This window comes from Pannonibacter phragmitetus DSM 14782 (assembly GCF_000382365.1).
GTDB lineage: Bacteria > Pseudomonadota > Alphaproteobacteria > Rhizobiales > Stappiaceae > Pannonibacter > Pannonibacter phragmitetus.
The window spans coordinates 164,571-184,134 of the sequence record NZ_KB908217.1; the positions used below are offsets into that span (position 1 = coordinate 164,571).

Annotated in this window: 21 protein-coding genes; 8 read left to right on the forward strand and 13 right to left on the reverse strand. The window is 62.9% G+C overall.

What is annotated here, in order from left to right; translation table 11 throughout:
- Positions 1–86: 86 nt before the first annotated feature.
- The gene (locus tag H163_RS0107620) at positions 87–851 is read right to left on the reverse strand and encodes an SDR family oxidoreductase (RefSeq protein WP_019963971.1); all 765 of its coding nucleotides are present in this window, start codon (positions 849–851) and stop codon (positions 87–89) included.
- Between the two features lie 325 nt (positions 852–1,176).
- Here H163_RS0107620 and H163_RS0107625 point away from each other — a divergent pair, with 325 nt between their 5' ends.
- Positions 1,177–1,848, forward strand: coding sequence for an outer membrane protein (locus H163_RS0107625; RefSeq protein WP_019963972.1), 672 nt, complete (start codon positions 1,177–1,179; stop codon positions 1,846–1,848).
- 80 nt (positions 1,849–1,928) lie between these two features.
- Here H163_RS0107625 and H163_RS0107630 read toward each other — a convergent pair whose 3' ends face one another.
- The 5 genes from H163_RS0107630 to H163_RS24900 all read right to left on the reverse strand — a co-directional run bounded on the left by H163_RS0107630 (position 1,929) and on the right by H163_RS24900 (position 5,927).
- Complete coding sequence (locus H163_RS0107630) at positions 1,929–2,546, reverse strand: glutathione S-transferase family protein (protein ID WP_019963973.1); 618 nt, start codon at positions 2,544–2,546, stop codon at positions 1,929–1,931.
- A 108-nt stretch (positions 2,547–2,654) separates the two neighbouring features.
- A complete protein-coding gene (locus H163_RS0107635; RefSeq protein WP_247643338.1) occupies positions 2,655–3,287 on the reverse strand; it encodes a ribonuclease T2 family protein in 633 nt (210 codons plus the stop codon).
- 59 nt (positions 3,288–3,346) lie between these two features.
- Positions 3,347–3,775, reverse strand: coding sequence for a cytoplasmic protein (locus H163_RS22410; RefSeq protein ID WP_147290445.1), 429 nt, complete (start codon positions 3,773–3,775; stop codon positions 3,347–3,349).
- A 181-nt stretch (positions 3,776–3,956) separates the two neighbouring features.
- Positions 3,957–4,805, reverse strand: a complete 849-nt coding sequence (locus H163_RS0107645; RefSeq protein WP_019963976.1) for a 23S rRNA (adenine(2030)-N(6))-methyltransferase RlmJ — start codon at positions 4,803–4,805, stop codon at positions 3,957–3,959.
- 279 nt (positions 4,806–5,084) lie between these two features.
- Complete coding sequence (locus H163_RS24900; RefSeq protein ID WP_019963977.1) at positions 5,085–5,927, reverse strand: cold-shock protein; 843 nt, start codon at positions 5,925–5,927, stop codon at positions 5,085–5,087.
- Between the two features lie 454 nt (positions 5,928–6,381).
- Between H163_RS24900 and H163_RS0107655 the strand changes: the two genes are divergently transcribed.
- Positions 6,382–7,056 (forward strand): MBL fold metallo-hydrolase, encoded by a 675-nt coding sequence (locus H163_RS0107655; protein ID WP_040678321.1) that lies wholly within the window; start codon positions 6,382–6,384, stop codon positions 7,054–7,056.
- A 47-nt stretch (positions 7,057–7,103) separates the two neighbouring features.
- Here H163_RS0107655 and H163_RS0107660 read toward each other — a convergent pair whose 3' ends face one another.
- The 6 genes from H163_RS0107660 to H163_RS24320 all read right to left on the reverse strand — a co-directional run bounded on the left by H163_RS0107660 (position 7,104) and on the right by H163_RS24320 (position 12,356).
- Positions 7,104–8,102, reverse strand: coding sequence for a DUF1402 family protein (locus H163_RS0107660; protein WP_244296147.1), 999 nt, complete (start codon positions 8,100–8,102; stop codon positions 7,104–7,106).
- A 324-nt stretch (positions 8,103–8,426) separates the two neighbouring features.
- Positions 8,427–8,780, reverse strand: coding sequence for a DUF6665 family protein (locus H163_RS0107665; protein WP_026355579.1), 354 nt, complete (start codon positions 8,778–8,780; stop codon positions 8,427–8,429).
- Positions 8,781–8,809: 29 nt separating this feature from the next.
- Positions 8,810–10,138 (reverse strand): MFS transporter, encoded by a 1,329-nt coding sequence (locus H163_RS0107670; RefSeq protein ID WP_019963981.1) that lies wholly within the window; start codon positions 10,136–10,138, stop codon positions 8,810–8,812.
- Positions 10,138–10,779, reverse strand: coding sequence for a chalcone isomerase family protein (locus tag H163_RS0107675; RefSeq protein WP_019963982.1), 642 nt, complete (start codon positions 10,777–10,779; stop codon positions 10,138–10,140). Before H163_RS0107675 ends, H163_RS0107670 begins: the two co-directional genes overlap by 1 nt.
- A 173-nt stretch (positions 10,780–10,952) precedes the next feature.
- A complete protein-coding gene (locus tag H163_RS0107680; RefSeq protein WP_115336472.1) occupies positions 10,953–11,702 on the reverse strand; it encodes a substrate-binding periplasmic protein in 750 nt (249 codons plus the stop codon).
- A gap of 306 nt (positions 11,703–12,008) precedes the next feature.
- Positions 12,009–12,356 (reverse strand): PAAR domain-containing protein, encoded by a 348-nt coding sequence (locus H163_RS24320; protein ID WP_019963984.1) that lies wholly within the window; start codon positions 12,354–12,356, stop codon positions 12,009–12,011.
- 289 nt (positions 12,357–12,645) lie between these two features.
- Here H163_RS24320 and H163_RS0107690 point away from each other — a divergent pair, with 289 nt between their 5' ends.
- From H163_RS0107690 to H163_RS22415, 3 genes are all read left to right on the forward strand, one after another.
- On the forward strand, positions 12,646–12,969 hold the full coding sequence (locus H163_RS0107690; protein WP_019963985.1) for a DMT family transporter: 324 nt from the start codon (positions 12,646–12,648) through the stop codon (positions 12,967–12,969).
- Positions 12,970–13,011: 42 nt separating this feature from the next.
- Positions 13,012–13,377, forward strand: coding sequence for a DMT family transporter (locus tag H163_RS0107695; protein ID WP_026355582.1), 366 nt, complete (start codon positions 13,012–13,014; stop codon positions 13,375–13,377).
- 208 nt (positions 13,378–13,585) lie between these two features.
- Positions 13,586–13,993, forward strand: a complete 408-nt coding sequence (locus H163_RS22415; protein ID WP_174234535.1) for a MarR family winged helix-turn-helix transcriptional regulator — start codon at positions 13,586–13,588, stop codon at positions 13,991–13,993.
- A gap of 23 nt (positions 13,994–14,016) precedes the next feature.
- Here H163_RS22415 and uvrB read toward each other — a convergent pair whose 3' ends face one another.
- The gene (uvrB, locus tag H163_RS0107705; protein WP_019963988.1) at positions 14,017–16,941 is read right to left on the reverse strand and encodes an excinuclease ABC subunit UvrB; all 2,925 of its coding nucleotides are present in this window, start codon (positions 16,939–16,941) and stop codon (positions 14,017–14,019) included.
- 207 nt (positions 16,942–17,148) lie between these two features.
- On the opposite strand from uvrB, the gene H163_RS0107710 reads away from it, so the two are divergent.
- The 3 genes from H163_RS0107710 (at position 17,149) to H163_RS0107720 (ending at position 19,502) form a co-directional block, all read left to right on the forward strand.
- Positions 17,149–18,126 carry a DNA cytosine methyltransferase gene (locus H163_RS0107710; RefSeq protein ID WP_019963989.1) on the forward strand — a complete coding sequence of 326 codons (978 nt, stop codon included), beginning with the start codon at positions 17,149–17,151 and terminating at the stop codon, positions 18,124–18,126.
- A complete protein-coding gene (locus H163_RS23630) occupies positions 18,123–19,010 on the forward strand; it encodes a NaeI family type II restriction endonuclease (RefSeq protein WP_019963990.1) in 888 nt (295 codons plus the stop codon). Before H163_RS0107710 ends, H163_RS23630 begins: the two co-directional genes overlap by 4 nt.
- Positions 19,011–19,085: 75 nt before the next feature.
- On the forward strand, positions 19,086–19,502 hold the full coding sequence (locus tag H163_RS0107720) for a very short patch repair endonuclease (protein ID WP_026355583.1): 417 nt from the start codon (positions 19,086–19,088) through the stop codon (positions 19,500–19,502).
- Positions 19,503–19,564 lie beyond the last annotated feature (62 nt).

Below are 19,564 nucleotides of genomic sequence, written 5' to 3' on the forward strand. Positions count from 1 at the left end.
AATCTGCTCCAACGTGGCGCCATTCTAGACGGCTTGAGCCGTGACGCTAATATGGGTGCGCCCGCTGCCGGTAGAATGGGGGTAAGTTACTCGCCGACGCCGATCACATCGGCGGTTTCCCAGGCCAGATGCTGCCCGCCATCCAGCGCCAGCATTTGCCCGGTGATCGAGCGCATGGCCCAGAAGTGGCGGACAGTCGCGCCAAATTCGTCCGGAGCCGGGCCGCGTTGCAGCAGAACGGCGCGCTGCTGGCGGGCAAAGTCCTCTTCTGTCTGGCGCTCATTGCGGAAGCTGGGGCCGGGGCCGATGGCGTTGACGCGGATGCGCGGGGCCAGCGCCTGCGCCATCATGCGGGTCTGCTCCCACAGGGCCGCCTTGGAGAGCGAGTAGCTGACAAAGCGCGGCGTCGTTTTCCACACGCGCTGGTCGATGATGTTGACCACCAGCCCCTCTTTTCCGGCGGGGAGGGCGCCGGCAAAGGCATCCGTGAGGAACAGCGGGGCCTTCACGTGAATGGCAAAATGTGCATCGAAAAGGGCCGGGTCGAGAGCACCAGCCTCATCGGGCTGGAATATCGAGGCATTGTTGACGAGAAGGTCCAGCTGACCGGCGGACTTTATGGCAGCAGGAATCAGCCCTGCAAGGTCTTCCGCCTGCGTCAGATCCGCCTTCAGGACATGGGCCTTTCCACCATCCGACAGGATCGACTGCTTCAGGGCTTCTGCCCGTTCCAGCCCGTGATGGACATGCAGCACCACCGTCCAGCCATGCGCTGCCAGATCGCGGGCAATCGCTCCGCCAATGCGGCTGGATCCGCCGGTGATGAGTGCCGTTCCGGCCGCCTGTGTCATTTGTGCTTGTCTCTTGTTCGATCAGGTGCTTTGAATACGGCGCATTGCTCAACGCGGATCAACTTTCCGGAGCCGCTGAGTGCCTTGGGTTTCTTGCATTTTGCAACGGCGGGCAGCTTCTGCCGGGTGATTTTACCGGATGCTTACCATCCCGAAAGAACCTCGGGCTTGCCACGGTTTTTCCATATTCTGCCAAATTTTCCGACACAAACGGGGGGCATACCTCAGAGCGGGTGAGGATGGGGATAGCCGCCACGACAATCGGCTGTCTTGCCCTTGAGGCATTGGTCCTCAACTTTGAACCTGTATTGCGTGGAGCAAAAACATGAAGAGTCTCGCAGTTGCTGGTGTGTCCCTGGTTGCGTTCGCCGCAGCGGCTCCGGCATTCGCTGCCGACCTCCCTGCGCCGGCCGCACCGGTGATGTATGATCAGGCTCCGGTTTCGGATGCCCGCTTTGACTGGTCCGGCTTCTACTTCGGTGCGAACGCAGGCTGGGCTTGGGGCGAGTTCAAGAATTCGTCGGCTCTGACGGGTAACGTCAAGAGCAACGTCAATGGCCCGGCCATCGGTATCCATGGCGGCTATAACTACCAGATCACGCCGAACTTCCTGGCGGGTGCTGAAGCTGACTTCCAGTACCGTGATCTTGACAAGCGCAGCTCCGGCAATGGCGTTTCGATCAAGAACTCGTCCAACTGGAACGGCTCGCTGCGCGCCCGTGCCGGTGTCGTGTTCGACCGTCTGATGGTCTACAGCACCGGTGGTCTGGCGATCGCCAACATCGAAACCAATGTTGCCGGTACCAAGCGCGATGAAACGAAGACCGGCTGGGTCCTCGGCGCCGGTGTTGAAGGCGCTCTGACCAACAACATCACCGCCCGCGTCGAGTATCTGCACTCCGACTACGGCCGTGACAACTTCACCGTTGGCGGCGTAAACCAGCGCGTGGAGCTGCAGGACAACGTCACGCGCGTTGGTCTGAGCTACAAGTTCTGATCCCGGTCACTCCGGACGATCAAGATGAAGGCCCGGCGGACATTCTGCCGGGCCTTTTTCATTGCAGTGGCGCCGTCTTGTCAGGCCGGCTGAACCCGCGTTTTGGCGAACATCGGCACATGCGCCTCGAAGCCATCCAGCCAGGTGACGAGATGCGGCGCCTGCTTGCGCCAGGCGCCTTCAAAGCGCAGGTCCAGATAGCCGAGCGCGCAGGCAAGGGCGATCTGGCCGGTATCTACCCCGTTGGTCACCTTGACCGGAGCGGGAGGGGCAGCCTCCAGAGAGGACAGGGCACGGGAGACTTTCTCCGCCTGATAGCTCAGCCAGTCAGCCGAGCGTTTTTCCTCCGCGCGGAAGCGGGTTTCATAAACCTGCAGGATGCTGGCATCCTGCAGGCCGTCCGCCAGCGCCTGCAGGCGCAGAACCTCGAACCGGCCTTCGCCTGCCGGGATAATGCGGCCGCCACCGGCGAAAAAGTCCAGATATTCAACGATCACGCGGCTGTCATAGAGCACTGTGCCGTCTTCCAGGATCAGCGCCGGGATCTTGCCGAGCGGGTTCTGCAGGCGAATCGTGTCCGCCGGATTCGTCGTATCGGTGGCCTGTATCTCGATCTTGTCGAAGATGCCGAGAACGCTTGCGGCAATCTTGCACTTGCGGCCGAAGGGGGAGGCAGGCGAGGAGCGCAGAATGAGCATCGGGCTGAAATCTCCTTTGTGGGGAGAACAGTTGTGCATGCCCTTCGCGCAGGCGCAAGGCCACTGTGCATGCCTTCTGCCGGCCAGGCTCAGCAGCGTTTTTTCCTCTCAGGGAGCCGGAACGTCGAGGCTGGAGGCGCGGCAGCCGCTGCGGTCAACGGAGGGACAGGCCCGGAATTCGAGGTCCTTCGTCAGGCAGATGCGGACTTCCGTCAGGACGCCCCGGTTGCAGGACACTGCCATCCCTTCCCGGGTGAGGCCGGGGTTTGCCGCTGCAAAGGCGGCCTCGGCGCCGTCGGGACTGATCCTGCCGCGGCGTGTCAGACGGGTGAAGGTTTCGGGAATGCGGACCTTTTCGAAGGCCTGGCGGGTCTTGGAAAAATAATCTGACGGCGGCAGGCCGGAGCAGGTGCCATGCTTGCGCCACTGGTGCTGGATGAGGCCCCGGCTGGGCATGATGTCCAGCATGGACCGGATGTCACCAGCCGAGGGCGGAAGGTCACGCGGCAGCGCACAATAATCAGGCCAATCCCGCTCGCGCTGTGGCCAGAGGCCATGGACGATGAAGCGATAGCTCTTGTCATCACCGCATTGCTGCTGGCCGGCGCGCTGCCGGTTCAGTTCGCAATAGGCGGGTGACCATGACAGGGCGAGGACATAGAAATCGAAGGGCTCGGGCGCGCCCCTGTTCTGTGCTGCAGCCGGGGACGGCAGCAGCAGCGCAGGCAACAGGGCGAGCACAAGACAAGCCCGCCGTATCAAGGCGCCGGCCTTTGCCGGAGATGTCTCATGATCGATGGTCAGGGCCGGATTGCCTTGCACTTGCCGTCATATACATGCCACTTGTCCAGCTTGGGCAAGCAGGCCTGCACGCCCCAGGTCTGGCCGAGAAAGCCACGGTCTTCCACGATACGGAAGTAGACCGTCTGCTGCGTGCCATTGGATAAGGCTGCCAGGCCTGAGCAATAGCGCTGGGCGAGGGGGCTGCCGAGCGGCTCGCGGTAAGCGGTCTGCGAAATGCGGTCGATGGCGTGAATGGTGATGCCGTCCCTATAGTCCTTGTCCGCTGCGGCGATACTGGCCATCGCGGCGTTGAGGACGGACGGCGTCTCACAGGCAGGGAGACGGCTTGGCGCGGGGTCCGATAGCGCGGGGGAAGATGCACCCAGCGCTGCAACAAGGCCTGCGGCTGCCAGTATGATGGAACCTGATTTCAGAAATGCGCGCATTTCGCAGAACCTTCCCTTGCAAAACATGCTTAGAAAATCCGCGAAACCTTGCGGGAAGCCTGCGTCTCCGTCAAGCGGTGTCTCTCATCCCGGCTCTTGGTGAACCTGCCGCACGGGGGGCAGCTCAAGCCGGTGCGGCGCAAGTGCAAGACAGTCTGCGCCGGCCGGAAACGTCCTGCTGTCATTCGTCCAAAAGCTGGAAGATCCGGGCAGATGCTCCCGGCCCTTGCGCCAGAACCTCTGCCAGCCAGGGCAGGGTGTTGCGCATTTCGTCCGTCAGTGTGAAGGGCGGATTGATGATGGTCATGCCTGACCCCTTCATCGGACGGTCGGGTGAGCTGTAACCGGCGTTGAGTTCCAGAACCAGCACATCGCGCAGCTCCGCCTCTTCCAGCGTCCGGTGGAAGCGTTCCACACTCTTGCGGTCCTTGAGCGGATACCACGCCAGATACATGCCGCTGCGCCAGCGCTTCCAGGCCTTGATCAGCCCGTCCGCCATGAGTTCGAACTCATTGGTGACTTCGAAGGCCGGATCAATCAGCACAAGGCCGCGCTTCTCCTTGGGCGGTACGAAACTGCCGAGCGCCAGCCAGCCGTCCAGATGGATGGTCTTTACCTGCCAGTCGCCTTCAAACCGGGTGGCGAGTGTTTCGAAATCGGCGGGATGCAGCTCTGTCAGCGTCAGCCGGTCCTGCGGGCGCATAAGGGCACGGGCCAGGGCAGGGGAGCCGGGATACTGGGTGAGTTCGGTGCCCGGATTGAGGCCCTTCACCACATTGAGCCAGTCCGCCAGCACGGGCGCTGCCTTGGCGGGAACGTCAGCCGTCAGCACCTTGGCGATGCCCTGCTGCCATTCGCCGGTTTTCTGCGTCTCTTCGGCGCGCAGATCATAACCGCCAATGCCCGCATGGGTGTCGATGATGCGGAAGGCAGCATCCTTGCGCTGCATGTAGGAGATGCAGCGGGCAAGAACGAGATGCTTGAGGACATCGCCGATGTTGCCGGCGTGGTAGGCGTGCCGGTAATTCATGTGGTGGTCCTCATGTCAAAAAGATGCGGCGCTCGGATGGGCTTTATGGGGAAGAGGCGTGTCTGGCAAGGGGAGCTTCGCGGCCCCTGAGGCTGTAACAGGGGCACAAGGCAGGGCGCTGCTGGCTGCATGGCGCGGCTTGGCACCTCCGGCTCGTCACAACAGCCTGTGCTGGAGCGGCTGTCAGCACAGCAAGACTGCCGCTGAAAAGAAAAACGGTGGCCCTCCGGGGAAGGCCACCGCAATCTCACCGGGCCATAGGTCCGGTATCAGGCCAGATCAGTCGTCGTAGCCTGCGTCGTCGTCCTGGCCGTCCTGCTCGCTGGAGGTGGCTTCACCTTCCAGAGCCTGCAGGTTCACAGCCTTCGGGCCCTTGCCGCGGCGATCGGGCTCGGTCTCGAAAGAGACGCGCTGACCGCTGTCCAGAGCCTGGAAGCCCGAACGCTCCACAGCCGAGATGTGGACGAAGACATCGGCGTCGCCGTTGTCCGGGGTGATGAAGCCAAAGCCCTTGTCGGCCTTGAAGAACTTCACAGTGCCCATCTGGCGCGGGCCACGCTCGACCGGACCGTCGAACTCGGGACGCGGACGGCGCGGGCCGCCATCACCGTCACCGCCGCCACCGAAGCCGCCACGGCCACCGCCGCCGCCGCCATAACCGCCGCCACCGCTGCGTCCGCCGCCGTAGCCGCCGCCGCCGCCATCACGGCCGCCGCCGTAACCGCCGCCGCCGCTGCGTCCGCCGCCGTAGCCACCGCCGCCGCCTTCACGGCCGCCGCCATAACCGCCGCCGCCGCTGCGTCCACCGCCGTAGCCGCCGCCGCCTTCACGGCCGCCGCCGTAGCCGCCACCGCCGCCTTCACGGCCACCGCCGTAACCGCCGCCGCTGCGTCCACCGCCGTAGCCGCCACCGCCATCACGGCCGCCGCCGGCAGAAGCGTATTCCTCGCCACCGCCGTAACCGCCGCCAAATCCGCCACTACGGCGGGGGGCGCTATAGTCACCACCGCCGAATTCACTGCCGCCGCCGCCGAAATCGCTGCCGAAGTCCTGCGGACCGCCGAACTCACGCTTGCCGCCGCGCCGTCCGCGCGAACGCCGGTCCGAATCGCCATCGTGCATTGCTGAAACACCCTATTTGCGTGCCGTCTTCACGGCTCCGACCCATTCCTATCTCTCCCGCACCGAAGTGCGGACGTTCCATGCAGCCTGCTGACCCCGCAAGGCCAACGGACTTGCCACTGCCAACAACATGGTATTGGGAAGAAACAACGCTGCCGCAACCCGATCCAATCCGCCGCAGAATTATCATAGCTGTGAAAAACGGCTCCCGGCAAGCGAATCCTTACCGGACGATGGTCTAAAGGTCACAAATGCCGCAACGTGATTTGGGCGTCGGGGTTCTTGCTGTCAGATTTGCCGGTAAGCGGTTGGCTTCTGCCTTACAATCAGGCATTTCAGGCTGCCTTCTGCCAATCCGGAGGTGCGCCTTCCGGCCTTCCATCTGATCTGCGGCTTGCGGGGCCGGGGGCTGCAGGCTACTGACACTGCAGATGCCAGCTTTCAGGAGCCCGAAATGACTTCAACCGACGGTGAAGCGATGCAGGATGGCCTGCCGCCCGTGCAGATTGCCGTGATCCCGGTGACGCCCTTCCGCCAGAATTGCTCCCTCATCTGGAACCCGCGCAGCATGAAGGGCGTGGTGGTGGATCCGGGCGGCGACGTCGAGATCATTCTGGAGACTGTTGCAGCTTACAAGGTCGAGGTGGAACGCATCCTCATCACGCACGGCCATATCGATCACATCGCCGGCGCTGCGGATCTTGCCGATGCGCTCAAGGTTTCGATCGAGGGTCCGCATCTGGCGGATCAGATGCTGATAGACCGGTCGGAAGGTCAGGCGCAGCAGTTCAACATGCCGCCGTTCCGGAAGATCGAGCCGGCCCGCTGGCTGGACGAGGGGGACACGGTGGATATCGGCGGTCTGGTGTTTCAGGTGCTGCATTGCCCCGGCCATGCGCCCGGTCATGTGGTGTTCTTCAATGCGGATCTGAAGTTTGCGGTGTCCGGGGATGTGCTGTTTGCCGGATCTGTCGGCCGCACCGATCTGCCTGGCGGTGATCATGCCACCCTGATCCGTTCCATCCGCGAAAAGCTGCTGCCGCTGGGCGATGACGTTACGTTCCTGCCCGGACACGGCGACCCGTCTACCTTCGGCCACGAGCGCCTGACCAATCCGTTCCTGCGCTGACATCAGTCAGATATGAAAGAAGGGGCCTTTCGGCCCCTTCGTCATGATCAGAGAAGCGATTTCAGCTTCTCGAGCTTCTCGTTCACGAGCCAGCCGTAGTAGTTTTCCTGGGGCCAGGTGTTGCCGCTGCGGCGGAACTGGGCCGCGCGGCCCCACGGGTCACCGAGATTGTAGAGCGTCGCCGTGATCCCGGGATTGTTGGAAATATCGACATCGCCGACGATCCGGTAGGCCTCGATGGCGTCCTGTATGATCGCTGCCATGTAATGGAGCGAGATGTTCGGATCCATCGTCGCCTGGTAGACGTCGCGGGCATTGTCGGCAGTCAGGCGCTGAAGGCGGCTCTGGCGGGCGACCCGGTCCGTCATCTTCAGCACCGTGAGCGGGCTGAGCTGGCCGAGGCCGAAGCTCTGGCCCGAGAAGAGCGGCTGGAAGAAGGTCTCGTTGAAGTTCGTGCGGGGGTAGCGTGTGCCGTCCACACTCTTGCCGCGGAAGTCGCTGTCCCAAACCCGCTCGTAGCAGGTCCACAGCTTGTGGTTGTTGTTCTGGTAGGCCTCGGTGTTGCAGGCGCTGAACTGCGGCTTCTGGACGAAATCCGTCACGTTGACGCCGCCATGGGCGAAATTCAGGCTGACACCGGCATAGGACAGGGCCTTGACGTAATAGCTCTGGGCGCTGTCGAGGCTGTCATAATTATAAGTGTGTTCGCCGACGATTGCGCCGATCATGTGGACCGGATCAATGTCATACCGGGCGGCAACACGCTTGATGTCGGAGATCAGGGCGGTGTCGCGGCGCAGCACGCCCAGAACGCGCTCGAACTTGGCATCATAGGTCGAGCGCATGGCCGCCGTGCGCCGTGCCGAGGCAAAGGGTATCGCGGGCTGTTCCGCATTGCGGTTGCCCGGAGGCACGCTGCGCGGCGCAGCAGACGCCTCTGCAAATGCACCGAGGAGAACCGATGCCGAAAGGCCAGCCGCTGCGAGCTGACGCGCGGCGAATTTCACGCTGCGTCCCGCCAGACGCAATCCATTAAACATGCTCATGCCTGACTCCAGGCCCCCGCCGGGAGGAATAGACGGGGCTCTCCGCAAGATACAAGTCCAAAACAAGGAAACTCACCGGAGCACACGCGTAACTGGAAGAGTGTTGTTTCCAGTCCACAATACGGTACTCTCAGGCATGCGAACCCATACGCGAGGCCAGCGCCCGAATCAATGTCCACGGGCGTTTATACCGCATCATCCAGAGCTTTGGCGGCAACGTTTCCGGCAGGTGTGGCGGTTTTATATCACGTCCCCTTGAGCCGTAGCGTCTGCCCAGTCTGGGCCTGCATGATACTGCGGGGAATGGATGGGCGGAGACTGCGGTCACCGGCGCGTCTGCCTTGGTCCCATGCGCAGGCGGACTGGTGCCGGCACCTGCAGCAGGTCCAGAAACTCCCGGTGCTGACGCAGGCCGCAGAGCTCACGCTGGATCACCACATGCCAGAGTGCTTCGGCAGCCTCCTCCAGCCGCTCCTGATGACGCGATCGAAGCCTTTCGTCCTCCGGGGCTTCGGCCAGACGCCGGGCGGCTCCCTCCAGCCGGGCCAGAGCCTCGTCCAGCTTGCGGGTCAGGCGGGCGAGTGTTCCGGCCTTCTCTGCCATCACCTCTTGCGCAAGGGCGGCGGCGAGCGGGTCCTTGTCTTCCATTCTGTACTGGCTGGGCGGGCGTACGCTCATGGCTGCCTGTCTCCCGGCAGGTTCATTCTCTATGCCCGGGCAGGGGCGTGACCTGCTGTTTCGCCGTGGGCCAGCAGGGCCGACTTGCGCCAGAGCCATGCCATTGTAGCCAGTTTCAGCAGGCAGGGAACCGCGGCATAGGCAATGCTGAGCGCGACGGCGGTCTGTGCTGTCATCTGTTCTCCCGGCTGGTAGCCGGCCAGACCGAGTGCAGGAAGGGTGAGGCCCGTTGCCAGCGCCAATGCGCCCTTGGTGAACAGCGCCATCACGGCATAAAGACGGCTTGCGGCGCCTTCGCTGCGGCTGCGGGCAATGTGGTCGGCAAGGATCGAGGCCGGCAGCGCCAGATCCGCCCCGAGCGCCAGGCCCGAGAGCAGGCAGATCGCCGTATAGGCTGCGATATCGCCCTCACCGATGAAGATGGCCCAGACGAAGGTGAAGACGCTCAGCCCCATGGAGGCGGCCCAGGCCTGCAGCTTGCCCATCCGCCGGGACAGCACCTGCCACAGCAGCATGGATGCGGCGCCGGACAGGAAATAGGCCAGCAGAAAGAGGCCTGTCAGATCTTCCGCGCCCAGACGGTCGCGGATGAAGAAGATGACCAGTACCGCCGGAATGGCGCTGGCGAACGTGTTGGCCAGATAGATGGCGAAGAAGCTCCGCCGCCACCGGTCACCCGTCACATCCTGCCATCGGAACGCAGGGCTTGTTCCGTCTGCCTCCTGCGCCAGCGGCGCCCGGCGCAGCCAGCGCAGCAGCAGCACCAGAGCAAGTGCCAGAAGCGGCAGATAGAGCCAGGCGAGGCGGGAGAACGCAACTTCCTGGCCTGCCCCCTGATCCAGCACCGTTGGGGCAATGGAGGCCAGCAGCAGGCCGATCAGCCCCAGCGCCTCGCGCCATCCGGCGATCCGGGTGCGCTCGTGTTCTGCGGCAATCCACAACCCGCCGAGGGCCTGCAGGTTGATGGCGACAATGGAATAACCGGTGGTGCAAAGCAGGATGGACAGGGCGAACCAGCCGAGTGCTCCCTCTCCTGCAGGCGGTGTGAACACCATGAAGAAACCGCCGCCCAGCAGCAGGCTGCCCAGCATCAGCACCAGCCAGCGCAGGTGGGAGAAGCGGTCGCTGAGGCTGCCGATCAGCGGATCCTGGACGGCATCCACCAGCCGCAGCAACAGAAGCACCCCGCCGAGACTGGCGAGAGGAACGCCCAGCGTTGCGGCATAGAAATCCGGTGCATGCAGATAGACGGGCAGCCCGGCAAAGGCGAGCGGCAGCGCCATGAAGCCGTAGGCCAGGAGAGCCCCCCTGCCTTTGTGCAGGTCCGCTGACGGCGCCGCAGGCAAGGGGGCGCTCATCAGCGGGCAGATCCGGTCAGGCTGGCCTGCAGGCTCGGGTTTGCCGTGTTGTCACCCAGCCAGATGGCAAAGAAGCGGCGGGAAAAGTCGGCATCATTGATTGTGCCGATCTGCCGGCCATCCTTGTAGAAGACTGCTTTGCCGGAGGCATCGCGGACGCCGGTGATGGACGCACCCTGGGCGACATCCGGGAAAATGGCGCGCATCTGGTCGCCCCATTGCTTCAGCTTGGCCTCGTCCCGCAGGCCCTGACGGCGCATTTCATCGACGGAGCGCTTGGCAATGTCGGAGCCCTTGAAATTGCGCAGATACGTCAGCTTCAGGGCGAAGGGCTTCGACGGTGAATAGCGGCCCTGCGGCGCGTAGAGTTCTGCGTCAAAGACGCGGAAGCCGAAATAGGTCATGCGGCCCTGGCCGACGAGTTCAGCGGACGGAACAAGACGGGCTGCCGGACCGGCGTCGGCTGCTGCCGTGCGGGGCATGGCCGTGACGGCCAGCGCCAGCAGCAGCCCCATGACGAATGCGATGACCACACGGCGGGACTGGGTGCCGGTGAAGCCGCCTGCGATGGCGTGGGACATGCTCCGCGACCGTGCAGCGCGGATGGCGCGCTGCTGATCTTGCGGCGGGGTGATGGGCATGAATTCATCCTCCTGTCTGCCATTCCGTTTCAAGCCTTTACGCAATGCAGCGCGGGCCGGATTGTTCCTTGTTTGAACAAGAGGGCAGATGGAGTTTCACGGCAGCGTGATGCCGGCTCTGCTGCAGCCGGAGCATCGCAGCTCGAAACGGGTCAGATGCCGCACGTGTTTGGCTAGAGACCCTTCTCGAAAATCTCGCGCGCCCTCTGGCCTTCGGATGAGTTCTGAAAGCAGATATGGAAGTCTGGAGTTTCAAGGAGCCGGCTGTTGAACTGCAAGCTCCCGGCTGCGTCCTTCAGATCCTGCGAGTTTGCAGTCAGGTGCTCGAACACCTGAAGGTCAATCACGGCGGCGGCAATCTTGCCCTCGACGAGATTGCGCAGGTTCTGCTCGTCGTTCGTTGTCTCGATTGCGTGGATCTTGCCCGTTGCCACGAGCAGATCAAACATGTCCGAATTGTTGTAGCCGCGCACAGTTCCGATCCGCAGATCTGCGAGATCGCCGACTTTCTCCCAGGTCACCGGCCTGCTGCGGTGCTCGGCGAGACCCAGCGGGCTTGTGCCGAAAGGCTGCGAGAACACGCAACGCTGGCCGCCCGCTTCTGCATCCGCCTTGAGCGAATAATATTCGGGAAAGACGCCCGCATAGGCCTCGTTCTCCGCTGCCAGCGACACCGCCCGGTGCCAAGGGTGGACCTCTATGATCACAGCCCAGCCTGTCCGGCTGAAGGCCTGCCTGACCGCATCTGCCACGGGACCGGAACCATCCGCGAAAATATGGGGTGGCCATTCCAGTGTTGTCAGGCGCAAGGCCGGTCTTGCCTCTGCACCGGCATAGCCCTTGGCCAGCAGTGCAATCAGCACTGCCAAGATGGCGGAGTATCTGAAATACCGCCGTCCCTTGCCCGCCAGACACCCCACCATGTCCCCTCCCACAGTGCCAGATCGCTCGTGCAGCTTGCTCTGTTCCGATTAAGGCCCGGTAACCGGACGATCTACTTTCTCCGGATCTACGGAACTTCCGCTCGCGGCGTCTTTCCAAGTAACTGCAGTGACTGCGAATTCACGAAGATATGAAATCAGCGCATTCAGTAATTTTGACGAGGTGGTCAGAACGCTGAGGCGTAGACCGGAATTCCCGGATGCTGACAATTTATGCAGGGACTGATGGAATGCATCAGCGTCACCTGCAGCAGCTTCAAGGCTCAAATAAAAACGGCGTTAAGTCAACTAGCGCTGCGGAGCAGGCGGGCAGGCCACATCACCCGCTCTTGGCGCCATGCCGCCCCCTGCAATCACGTTGGATGAGCCGCTGGCGATACAGCCTTCCTTTGGCGCCGACAGCCGCACGGCAGGCTGTCCCTCGATGAAAAGTCCCGGCACGGTCTCGAACATGCCCGGCGGGCATCCCGCCACATCTGCCAGCCGCAGCGCCGGCCGGCCGTTGATGAACACCGACCGCGCCCCCGTCACCGCACAGGCGGGCAGTTCCGCCCCTGCTGCCAGAACCGGGGCAGGGATGAGAGAGGGCAGGGCGAGGGCCGCGGCGAGGAGGAGAAGGGATGATGTGTGGTGCATCGGTGGAGGATGGCACGGGGAAGGGGGGAGGGGCAATGGTGGTGAGCTTCAAAGAGAAAGGCTGAAGTGCCCTGAATGCGCGTAGATATGTAGTCACTTACCAGATAAAATGCATGCGCATGCAAATTTGTTGACCTGCTTGCTGGATTGAAATATGTATGCACATGCAATTTAGTGAAGCTGACTTCTGGCGCCCTGATCAGTCTGGACTGCCTGTCCGGGATATTGCTGTTGGGGTGGATTACCTCAGCAGTCTCCAGAACCCGCCAGAGTTTGCAGAAAGAGAGAGATGATGCATTGGATATATCTGGGTGTCGCAGTTGTATTTGAAATCGCGGTTGCGATGTCTGCTGGAAAAGCAAAAGGTTTCACTCACGTGTGGTGGACGGCAGCCACCCTCATAAGCGGGGGAGTTGCAACAGTTTTTCTGAGCTTTGCTCTTCTGACATTTGATGTTGGTGCAGGCTATGCAATGTGGACGTCAATTTCGGGCGTCGGGATCGTCATCCTGGGTGCTGCTTTCTTTGGGCAGCGTTTGAATCTGAACAAGGTAGCCGGGATTGCGCTGGTTATCGGCGGTGTTGCCGGATTGCGAATGAGCGGTGTGGCCTGAGTGCCCATGCCTTCCCGCAAGTTTCCCCAAGAGGATGATGAAATGAAAACTCTTCAAGACAATCAGAGCCAGGGCCGTTCCTGGATCATGCTTTTGCTGGCAGGTCTTTTCGAGATCGGCTACGCGCTTAGCGTTGGTGGGAGTCAGGCCTTTACAGTGCCCGGCTGGTCAGCCGCAGCGGTGATCTTCTTCCTGCTCACTCTGTATTTTCTCAGTGCGGCTCTGAAGGTGATCGATGTTGGCATCGGTTATGCAGTCTGGGCCGGAATTGGCTCCGTAGGGGCTGTCCTTCTGGGCAGCCTTCTGCTGGCTCAGCCGGTTGCAGCTGTTCAGGCATTCTGGCTCTCGGTTATCATTGCCGGTGTGGTCTGGCTGAAGCTGGCTGATAGTCCCCGGTTGCAGGCATAGGCGGAACAGAGGCCTGGCTGTCCTGCATTTGATTGATGCACCTGCCCTCGGCAGCGGCGCTCCCGTTGAGCTCGCCGCTGCCGTTTGCTGCAGGGCGTGGGGCTTGGCCATGGCTTGCTGTCAAAGCCTCCCCGGTTGCAAAGGTTCTTGCATGGGCATACATCCGGAGCACCTGCGGCCCTCAGTCCATTCCGGAGCCTGACCGATCATGTCCAGACGAAGCGATGCCTGGTTGCGTCTCATTTATGATGTTGGCTCTGTTGAAGGGGCTCTCGGCAAGGCCATGCAGGCCCAGTATGGCATCGGGCTGTCCGAGTTCCGGGCGCTGGAGATACTCTCGCAATCCAGCAACAGCGAACTGCGCATGCAGGAGCTTGCCGCCCGTCTGGGGCTCAACCAGAGTTCTGTTTCCCGCATGATCGAGCGGCTGGAGAGGAGCGAGCTTGCTGCACGGGATGTCTGTTCCGATGACAAGCGCGGCGTCTATGCCGTGCTCACGGAAAAGGGGCGGCTGTTTCTGCAGAACGCGAGGTCATCCTATGAGGCTTCGCTGGATGCCGCCATCCGCAGTCATGCCGCGTCACTTTCAGATATAATCCAATTGCTTGGTGAGTGATAGCTCCGGGGCGTGAGTGTGCCTCACTGTCCCGGCCTTCCGGTCTTGCGGGAGCGCCCTTTGCGGCGTTTTTCGTCTGCCGGGTCTTCGTAGGAGCCGATGCCGGTCTTGCCGCGCGGGGTAAGATGCGGGGCGTCCTCTGCCTGGATGACGGGCTTCTTCGGCAGCGGGCCTGCATGGGCCGGCACTTCCGTGCGGCCGACGGTCATTTCGTCCAGCGAGTTCTTGCGCACCTTTGAACTGGGCGCTGGCATGCTTGAGGACTTGGCCGCCCTGGCGCGGTCTGCTGCCGTTTCCTTCTTCTTGCCGCTGGCGCCTTCCTTGGTGCCGCCTGCGCCATAGAGCCGTTCGCCCCGATAGCTGCCGCCTTGCTCTTCCACGTCGGACTGGCGGGCGAGGGGATCGCTGCTGAGGGCAAGTTCGGTTGCCTGCAGGCGGCGGATTTCGTCGCGCAGCCGGGCGGCGGTTTCGAAGTCGAGGTCTGCGGCGGCTTCGCGCATCTGCTTTTCGAGGCTTTCCAGATGGGCCTTGAAATTGTGCCCGACCAGATTGCCGTCCTCGGCAAAGCCCGCATCCACGGTGACGTGGTCCTGCTCGTAGACGCTTTCCAGAATGTCGCCGATGGAGCGCTTCACGCTTTCCGGCGTGATGCCATGCTCGGTGTTGTATGCCACCTGCTTCTCGCGGCGGCGGGTGGTTTCCGCCATCGCCCGCTCCATGGAGCCGGTGATGTTGTCCGCATAGAGGATGACCTTGCCATCCACGTTACGCGCCGCACGGCCGATGGTCTGCACCAGCGAGGTTTCCGAGCGCAGGAAGCCTTCCTTGTCTGCGTCCAGAATGGCGACAAGGGCGCATTCGGGAATGTCGAGGCCTTCGCGCAGCAGGTTGATGCCGACCAGCACGTCAAAGGCGCCAAGGCGCAGGTCACGGATGATCTCGATGCGCTCCAGCGTGTCGATGTCCGAGTGCATGTAGCGCACCCGCACGCCGTTTTCGTGCAGATACTCGGTCAGATCCTCGGCCATGCGCTTGGTCAGGGTGGTGACCAGCGTGCGGTAACCCTTGGCAGATGTTTCGCGCACCTCGCCCAGCAGGTCGTCCACCTGCGAGGAAGCGGGGCGCACCAGAACCGGCGGGTCGATGAGGCCGGTGGGGCGGATCACCTGTTCGGCGAAGACGCCGCCGGATTCATCCAGCTCCCACTTGCCGGGGGTGGCCGACACAGCGATGGACTGGGGCCGCATGGCGTTCCATTCCTCGAAGCGCAGCGGCCGGTTGTCCATGCAGGAGGGCAGGCGGAAGCCGTATTCCGCCAGCGTCGCCTTGCGCCGGAAGTCGCCCCGGTACATGGCGCCGATCTGCGGCACGGTGACATGGCTTTCGTCGAGGAAGACCAGTGCGTTGTCCGGCAGGTATTCAAACAGGGTCGGGGGCGGCTCGCCCGGCTTGCGGCCCGTCAGATAGCGCGAATAGTTCTCGATGCCGGCGCAGGAGCCGGTGGCCTCCAGCATCTCCAGATCATACATGGTGCGCTGTTCCAGCCGCTGGGCTTCTAGCAGGCGGCCATGGGCATGCAGCTCTTCCAGCCGCTGCTTCAGCTCGGCCTTGATGGAGCGGGTTGCCTGCTGCAGCGTCGGCTTGGGCGTCACATAGTGCGAGTTGGCGTAGATCTTGACGCTCTTCATCCCGCCGGACTTCTTGCCGGTGAGCGGGTCAAATTCGGTGATCGACTCCACCTCGTCGCCAAACAGCGTAATGCGCCAGGCCCGGTCCTCAAGGTGGGCCGGGAACAGTTCCACCGTGTCGCCGCGCACCCGGAAGGCGCCGCGCTGGAAGGCCGCGTCGTTGCGCTTGTATTGCAGCGCCACCAGATCGGCCAGCAGCTGGCGCTGGTCGATGCGCTCGCCCACCTCCAGTGCGAAGGTCATGGCCGTGTAGGTCTCGACCGAGCCGATACCGTAGATGCACGAGACGGAGGCGACGATGATCACGTCATCGCGCTCGATCAGGGCGCGGGTGGCCGCGTGGCGCATCCGGTCGATCTGCTCGTTGATCGAGGATTCCTTCTCGATATAGGTGTCCGTCCGCGGCACATAGGCCTCGGGCTGGTAATAGTCGTAGTAGGACACGAAATATTCGACGGCATTGTCCGGGAAGAAGCTCTTGAACTCGCCGTAAAGCTGCGCCGCCAGCGTCTTGTTCGGCGCCAGGATCAGCGCCGGGCGCTGGGTGCGGGCGATGACCTGCGCCATGGTGTAGGTCTTGCCCGAGCCGGTGACGCCCAGTAGAACCTGCGTCTGCTCGCCGCTTTCGAGGCCGGAAACCAGCTCCGCAATGGCCGTGGGCTGGTCGCCGCGCGGCTCATAGGCGGATTTCAGCACGATCGGCACGCCGCCTTCGGATTTCTCCGGCCTTTCGGGCCGGTGCGGCACCCACAGTTCGCCATTCTTGTGCAGCGGATTGCCGCTTTCGATCAGCGCCGAAAGCGCCTGCACGGTGGCCGTGGCGCCCTGATTGCCGGACAGTTCCGGCAGCGCGTTACGGCCCTTCTTCTTGCGGTTGTCCTTGAGATGCTGCTCAAGCTTCTCCGCCTCTTCCAGCGAAATATCGAGGCCTGCCACCGGGTTGAGCCCGCCTGCTGCCCGCTCGCGGGCGCTTTCCGCCTTGCCGATGGAGGTACCGCGCGACGAGCGGCTGCCGGTTTCCGCCTTGCCCTTGCCGCGTGCGGCCTTGCGTGGAGCCGCACCTGCCGCCGCTGCTGCGGGTGGTTCAGCCGGAAGCTTCTCCGCGGCCCCGGCGATCTCTTCCGCCCAGTCGGCAATCGATCCGGACAGGCTGACGCCCGGCAGCGGCGCTCCCTCAAACGCCGTCTGAGGCGCTTCGCCAAAGCCTTCCGGCAGGTTGGAGGAATCCGGAGTGGTGGGGGAGGCAGGCTTCTTGCTCATGCCGTGCAATATGGGCCGAAACCGCAGCCGGGGAAAGGGGTGTTGCGGGTTTGTTCCGAAGATCTGCTGTCCTCCCGGCCCGGATCTGGTGCGCTAGGCGGCGCGAACTGGGGAAAAGAAAACTGTTCATATTTTGTTCTTTTCCTGCTATCCAGCGGCCATGTATGCTTGCGCCAGTGCGGCGCCATGCCGTCTTGAGGATACCGCATGAGGAATCAACTGACATCTCTTGAACTCTGCGCCGGCGGCGGCGGGCAGGCGCTTGGCCTGGAGATGGCGGGTTTCGATCATGCTGCCCTGTTCGAGAATGACCCGCACGCCTGCCAGACGCTGCGGCTCAACCGTCCGGAATGGACGGTTCATGAGCATGACCTGTTTCAGGATTTCGCATTCGAACAGTTCCGGGGCGTGGATCTTCTGGCGGGCGGCTTGCCCTGTCCGCCGTTCTCTGTGGCCGGCAAGCAGCTGGGCGAGAAGGACGAGCGCAATCTCTTCACGCGGGGCGTCGAGATTGCCGAGCGGGTGAAGCCGCGTGCCATCATGTTCGAGAATGTGCGCGGCATGCTGGACCCTTCGTTCCAGTCCTACCGCGAGTTTATCGAGCTGCGTCTGCGCAAGATTGGCTTCAAGGTGTTCTGGAAGCTGCTGCAGGCCTCCGATTTCGGCGTGCCGCAGCTCCGGCCCCGTGTGGTTATGGTGGCGCTGCAGCGTGAATATGCGGATCAGTTTGTCTGGCCAGAGACAAGAGTTGCTGCGGCCACCGTGGGCGAAACGCTGCATGATCTGATGGCCGCAGGCGGCTGGGCAGGGGCTGCGGCCTGGAAGGAGCAGGCCTGCCGCATCGCGCCGACGGTGGTTGGCGGCTCCAAGAAGCACGGCGGGCCGGATCTTGGCCCGACACGCGCCCGCAAGGCTTGGGCGGAGCTTGGGGTTGAAGGACGAACGATTGCCGATGAGTGCCCCGCGCCGGACCACGAGGGCATGCCCCGGCTCACTGTGCGCATGGTCGCCCGGATTCAGGGCTTCCCGGACAGCTGGGAATTTTCGGGCCGCAAGACGGCTGCCTACCGGCAGGTCGGCAATGCCTTCCCGCCGCCGGTCGCCGCTGCTGTTGCCCGCTGCATAGCCGTGGCTCTGGGCATGCCCGCGCTGGAAGCGCTGGCAGGGCGTGAAGCGGCGGAATGACGAGCGATGGCTCCCCGGCGGATCTGCGGCAGCAGGATCAGCAGAAGCTGAAACTGATCGCGGATGAGGTTTTCCGGCTGGCTGGCGGCGAGGCGCAGTTCATCCGGACCTTCCCCGAGCTGATCCGCGAAGCCGTGGAACATGTCATCGATCCTGTGCGCACGGCACGCACGCGGGTCTCGGACCTCGACAACGTGGAAAAGACCTTCATTGGCCTGAAGGTGGAGCATTTCCTGCGCGATTTTCTCGGGGTTCCGAAAGGCTTGCGCGACTTCCGCCTGCTGGGTGAGGACGTGGACGTGAAGAACACCGTCCGCGAAACCTGGATGATCCCGCCCGAGACCTTCCGCAATGCCGAGCCCTGCCTGCTGGTTATGGTGGCAACGGAAGAGCGCCGCTGCTCCATCGGCATCATGATTGCCCGCGAGGACTATCTGAACCAGCCGAACCGGGATGGAAAGCGCAGTGTCCGGCGGTCCAGCTTCGAGCATATTCACTGGATGATCCGCGATGGGCAATTGCCGGACAGCCGCTTTGAAGGGCTGGACATGGAGCGCTTCCGCGCGTTGCGGGCCGTGAATGGCGGCACGAAGCGGGTGGTGCAGTTCTTTCGGGAGAACGCCGGCAAGGTGATCCACCGCACGGTGCTGCAGGCGCTTTTGTTTGACCAGAAGGATTACATGAAACGTGTTCGCGGCAATGGCGGCGCGCGTGATATTCTGATGGCGGAGCGGACGGCGCTGTTTTCAGGCCTGTATCACAGTGCACTCATCGCGGCTCTCGGGCTTCCCGCCTGCGACAGGGAGGAGTTTATTGCGCGCCGCTGCGATGAGGCCGAGTGGGACATGGTGCTTGCAGGCGGATATCTGGCGGCAAAAGATTGAAGTCACGCCAGTTCATGATGAGCCTGGCTCATCGTGAACTGATCAAGCCCGTGCGGCGCATGAGCCTTGGCATCAATGGCAGACAAGCTTTCACCCGAACGGCGGTCGCGCAACATGGCGGCCATCCGGTCGAAGAACACGAAGCCGGAGATGATTGTCCGGTCACTGGCGCACGGGCTGGGCTTCCGCTACCGGCTGCACCGCAAGGATCTGCCGGGCAAGCCGGATCTGGTGTTCGGCCCGCGCCGCAAGGTGATTTTCGTGCACGGCTGCTTCTGGCATCTGCATCCGGACCCGGACTGCAAGGATGCCCGCATTCCCCAGTCCCGCCGCGACTACTGGCTACCCAAGCTGACCCGGAACACCGAACGGGACCGGGAACATGTGCAGCAACTGGAGGCGATGGGCTGGCAGGTTCTGATCATCTGGGAATGCGAGGTCCGCAGGCCGGATGAGCTGAAGGAAAAAATCCTTGCTTTCCTGAGACCGTGAGGACAGCCCGGCGCCGCCCGTCTTATCCCTCGAAGGAGCTTCCACGTATGGGCTTTGGGGGG

What these genes read in the sequence shown, in the direction of transcription:
- H163_RS0107710 (WP_019963989.1), top strand. Translation starts at nt 17,149, where the DNA reads ATGAGGAATCAACTGACATCTCTTGAACTCTGCGCCGGCGGCGGCGGG.
- H163_RS0107720 (WP_026355583.1), top strand. Translation starts at nt 19,086, where the DNA reads ATGGCAGACAAGCTTTCACCCGAACGGCGGTCGCGCAACATGGCGGCC.
- H163_RS24900 (WP_019963977.1), bottom strand. Translation starts at nt 5,927, where the DNA reads ATGCACGATGGCGATTCGGACCGGCGTTCGCGCGGACGGCGCGGCGGC.
- H163_RS0107660 (WP_244296147.1), bottom strand. Translation starts at nt 8,102, where the DNA reads ATGAGCATGTTTAATGGATTGCGTCTGGCGGGACGCAGCGTGAAATTC.
- H163_RS0107690 (WP_019963985.1), top strand. Translation starts at nt 12,646, where the DNA reads ATGATGCATTGGATATATCTGGGTGTCGCAGTTGTATTTGAAATCGCG.
- H163_RS23630 (WP_019963990.1), top strand. Translation starts at nt 18,123, where the DNA reads ATGACGAGCGATGGCTCCCCGGCGGATCTGCGGCAGCAGGATCAGCAG.
- H163_RS22410 (WP_147290445.1), bottom strand. Translation starts at nt 3,775, where the DNA reads ATGCGCGCATTTCTGAAATCAGGTTCCATCATACTGGCAGCCGCAGGC.
- H163_RS0107625 (WP_019963972.1), top strand. Translation starts at nt 1,177, where the DNA reads ATGAAGAGTCTCGCAGTTGCTGGTGTGTCCCTGGTTGCGTTCGCCGCA.
- H163_RS24320 (WP_019963984.1), bottom strand. Translation starts at nt 12,356, where the DNA reads ATGCACCACACATCATCCCTTCTCCTCCTCGCCGCGGCCCTCGCCCTG.
- H163_RS0107695 (WP_026355582.1), top strand. Translation starts at nt 13,012, where the DNA reads ATGAAAACTCTTCAAGACAATCAGAGCCAGGGCCGTTCCTGGATCATG.
- H163_RS0107630 (WP_019963973.1), bottom strand. Translation starts at nt 2,546, where the DNA reads ATGCTCATTCTGCGCTCCTCGCCTGCCTCCCCCTTCGGCCGCAAGTGC.
- H163_RS0107620 (WP_019963971.1), bottom strand. Translation starts at nt 851, where the DNA reads ATGACACAGGCGGCCGGAACGGCACTCATCACCGGCGGATCCAGCCGC.
- uvrB (WP_019963988.1), bottom strand. Translation starts at nt 16,941, where the DNA reads ATGAGCAAGAAGCCTGCCTCCCCCACCACTCCGGATTCCTCCAACCTG.
- H163_RS22415 (WP_174234535.1), top strand. Translation starts at nt 13,586, where the DNA reads ATGTCCAGACGAAGCGATGCCTGGTTGCGTCTCATTTATGATGTTGGC.
- H163_RS0107675 (WP_019963982.1), bottom strand. Translation starts at nt 10,779, where the DNA reads ATGCCCATCACCCCGCCGCAAGATCAGCAGCGCGCCATCCGCGCTGCA.
- H163_RS0107670 (WP_019963981.1), bottom strand. Translation starts at nt 10,138, where the DNA reads ATGAGCGCCCCCTTGCCTGCGGCGCCGTCAGCGGACCTGCACAAAGGC.
- H163_RS0107645 (WP_019963976.1), bottom strand. Translation starts at nt 4,805, where the DNA reads ATGAATTACCGGCACGCCTACCACGCCGGCAACATCGGCGATGTCCTC.
- H163_RS0107680 (WP_115336472.1), bottom strand. Translation starts at nt 11,702, where the DNA reads ATGGTGGGGTGTCTGGCGGGCAAGGGACGGCGGTATTTCAGATACTCC.
- H163_RS0107665 (WP_026355579.1), bottom strand. Translation starts at nt 8,780, where the DNA reads ATGAGCGTACGCCCGCCCAGCCAGTACAGAATGGAAGACAAGGACCCG.
- H163_RS0107655 (WP_040678321.1), top strand. Translation starts at nt 6,382, where the DNA reads ATGACTTCAACCGACGGTGAAGCGATGCAGGATGGCCTGCCGCCCGTG.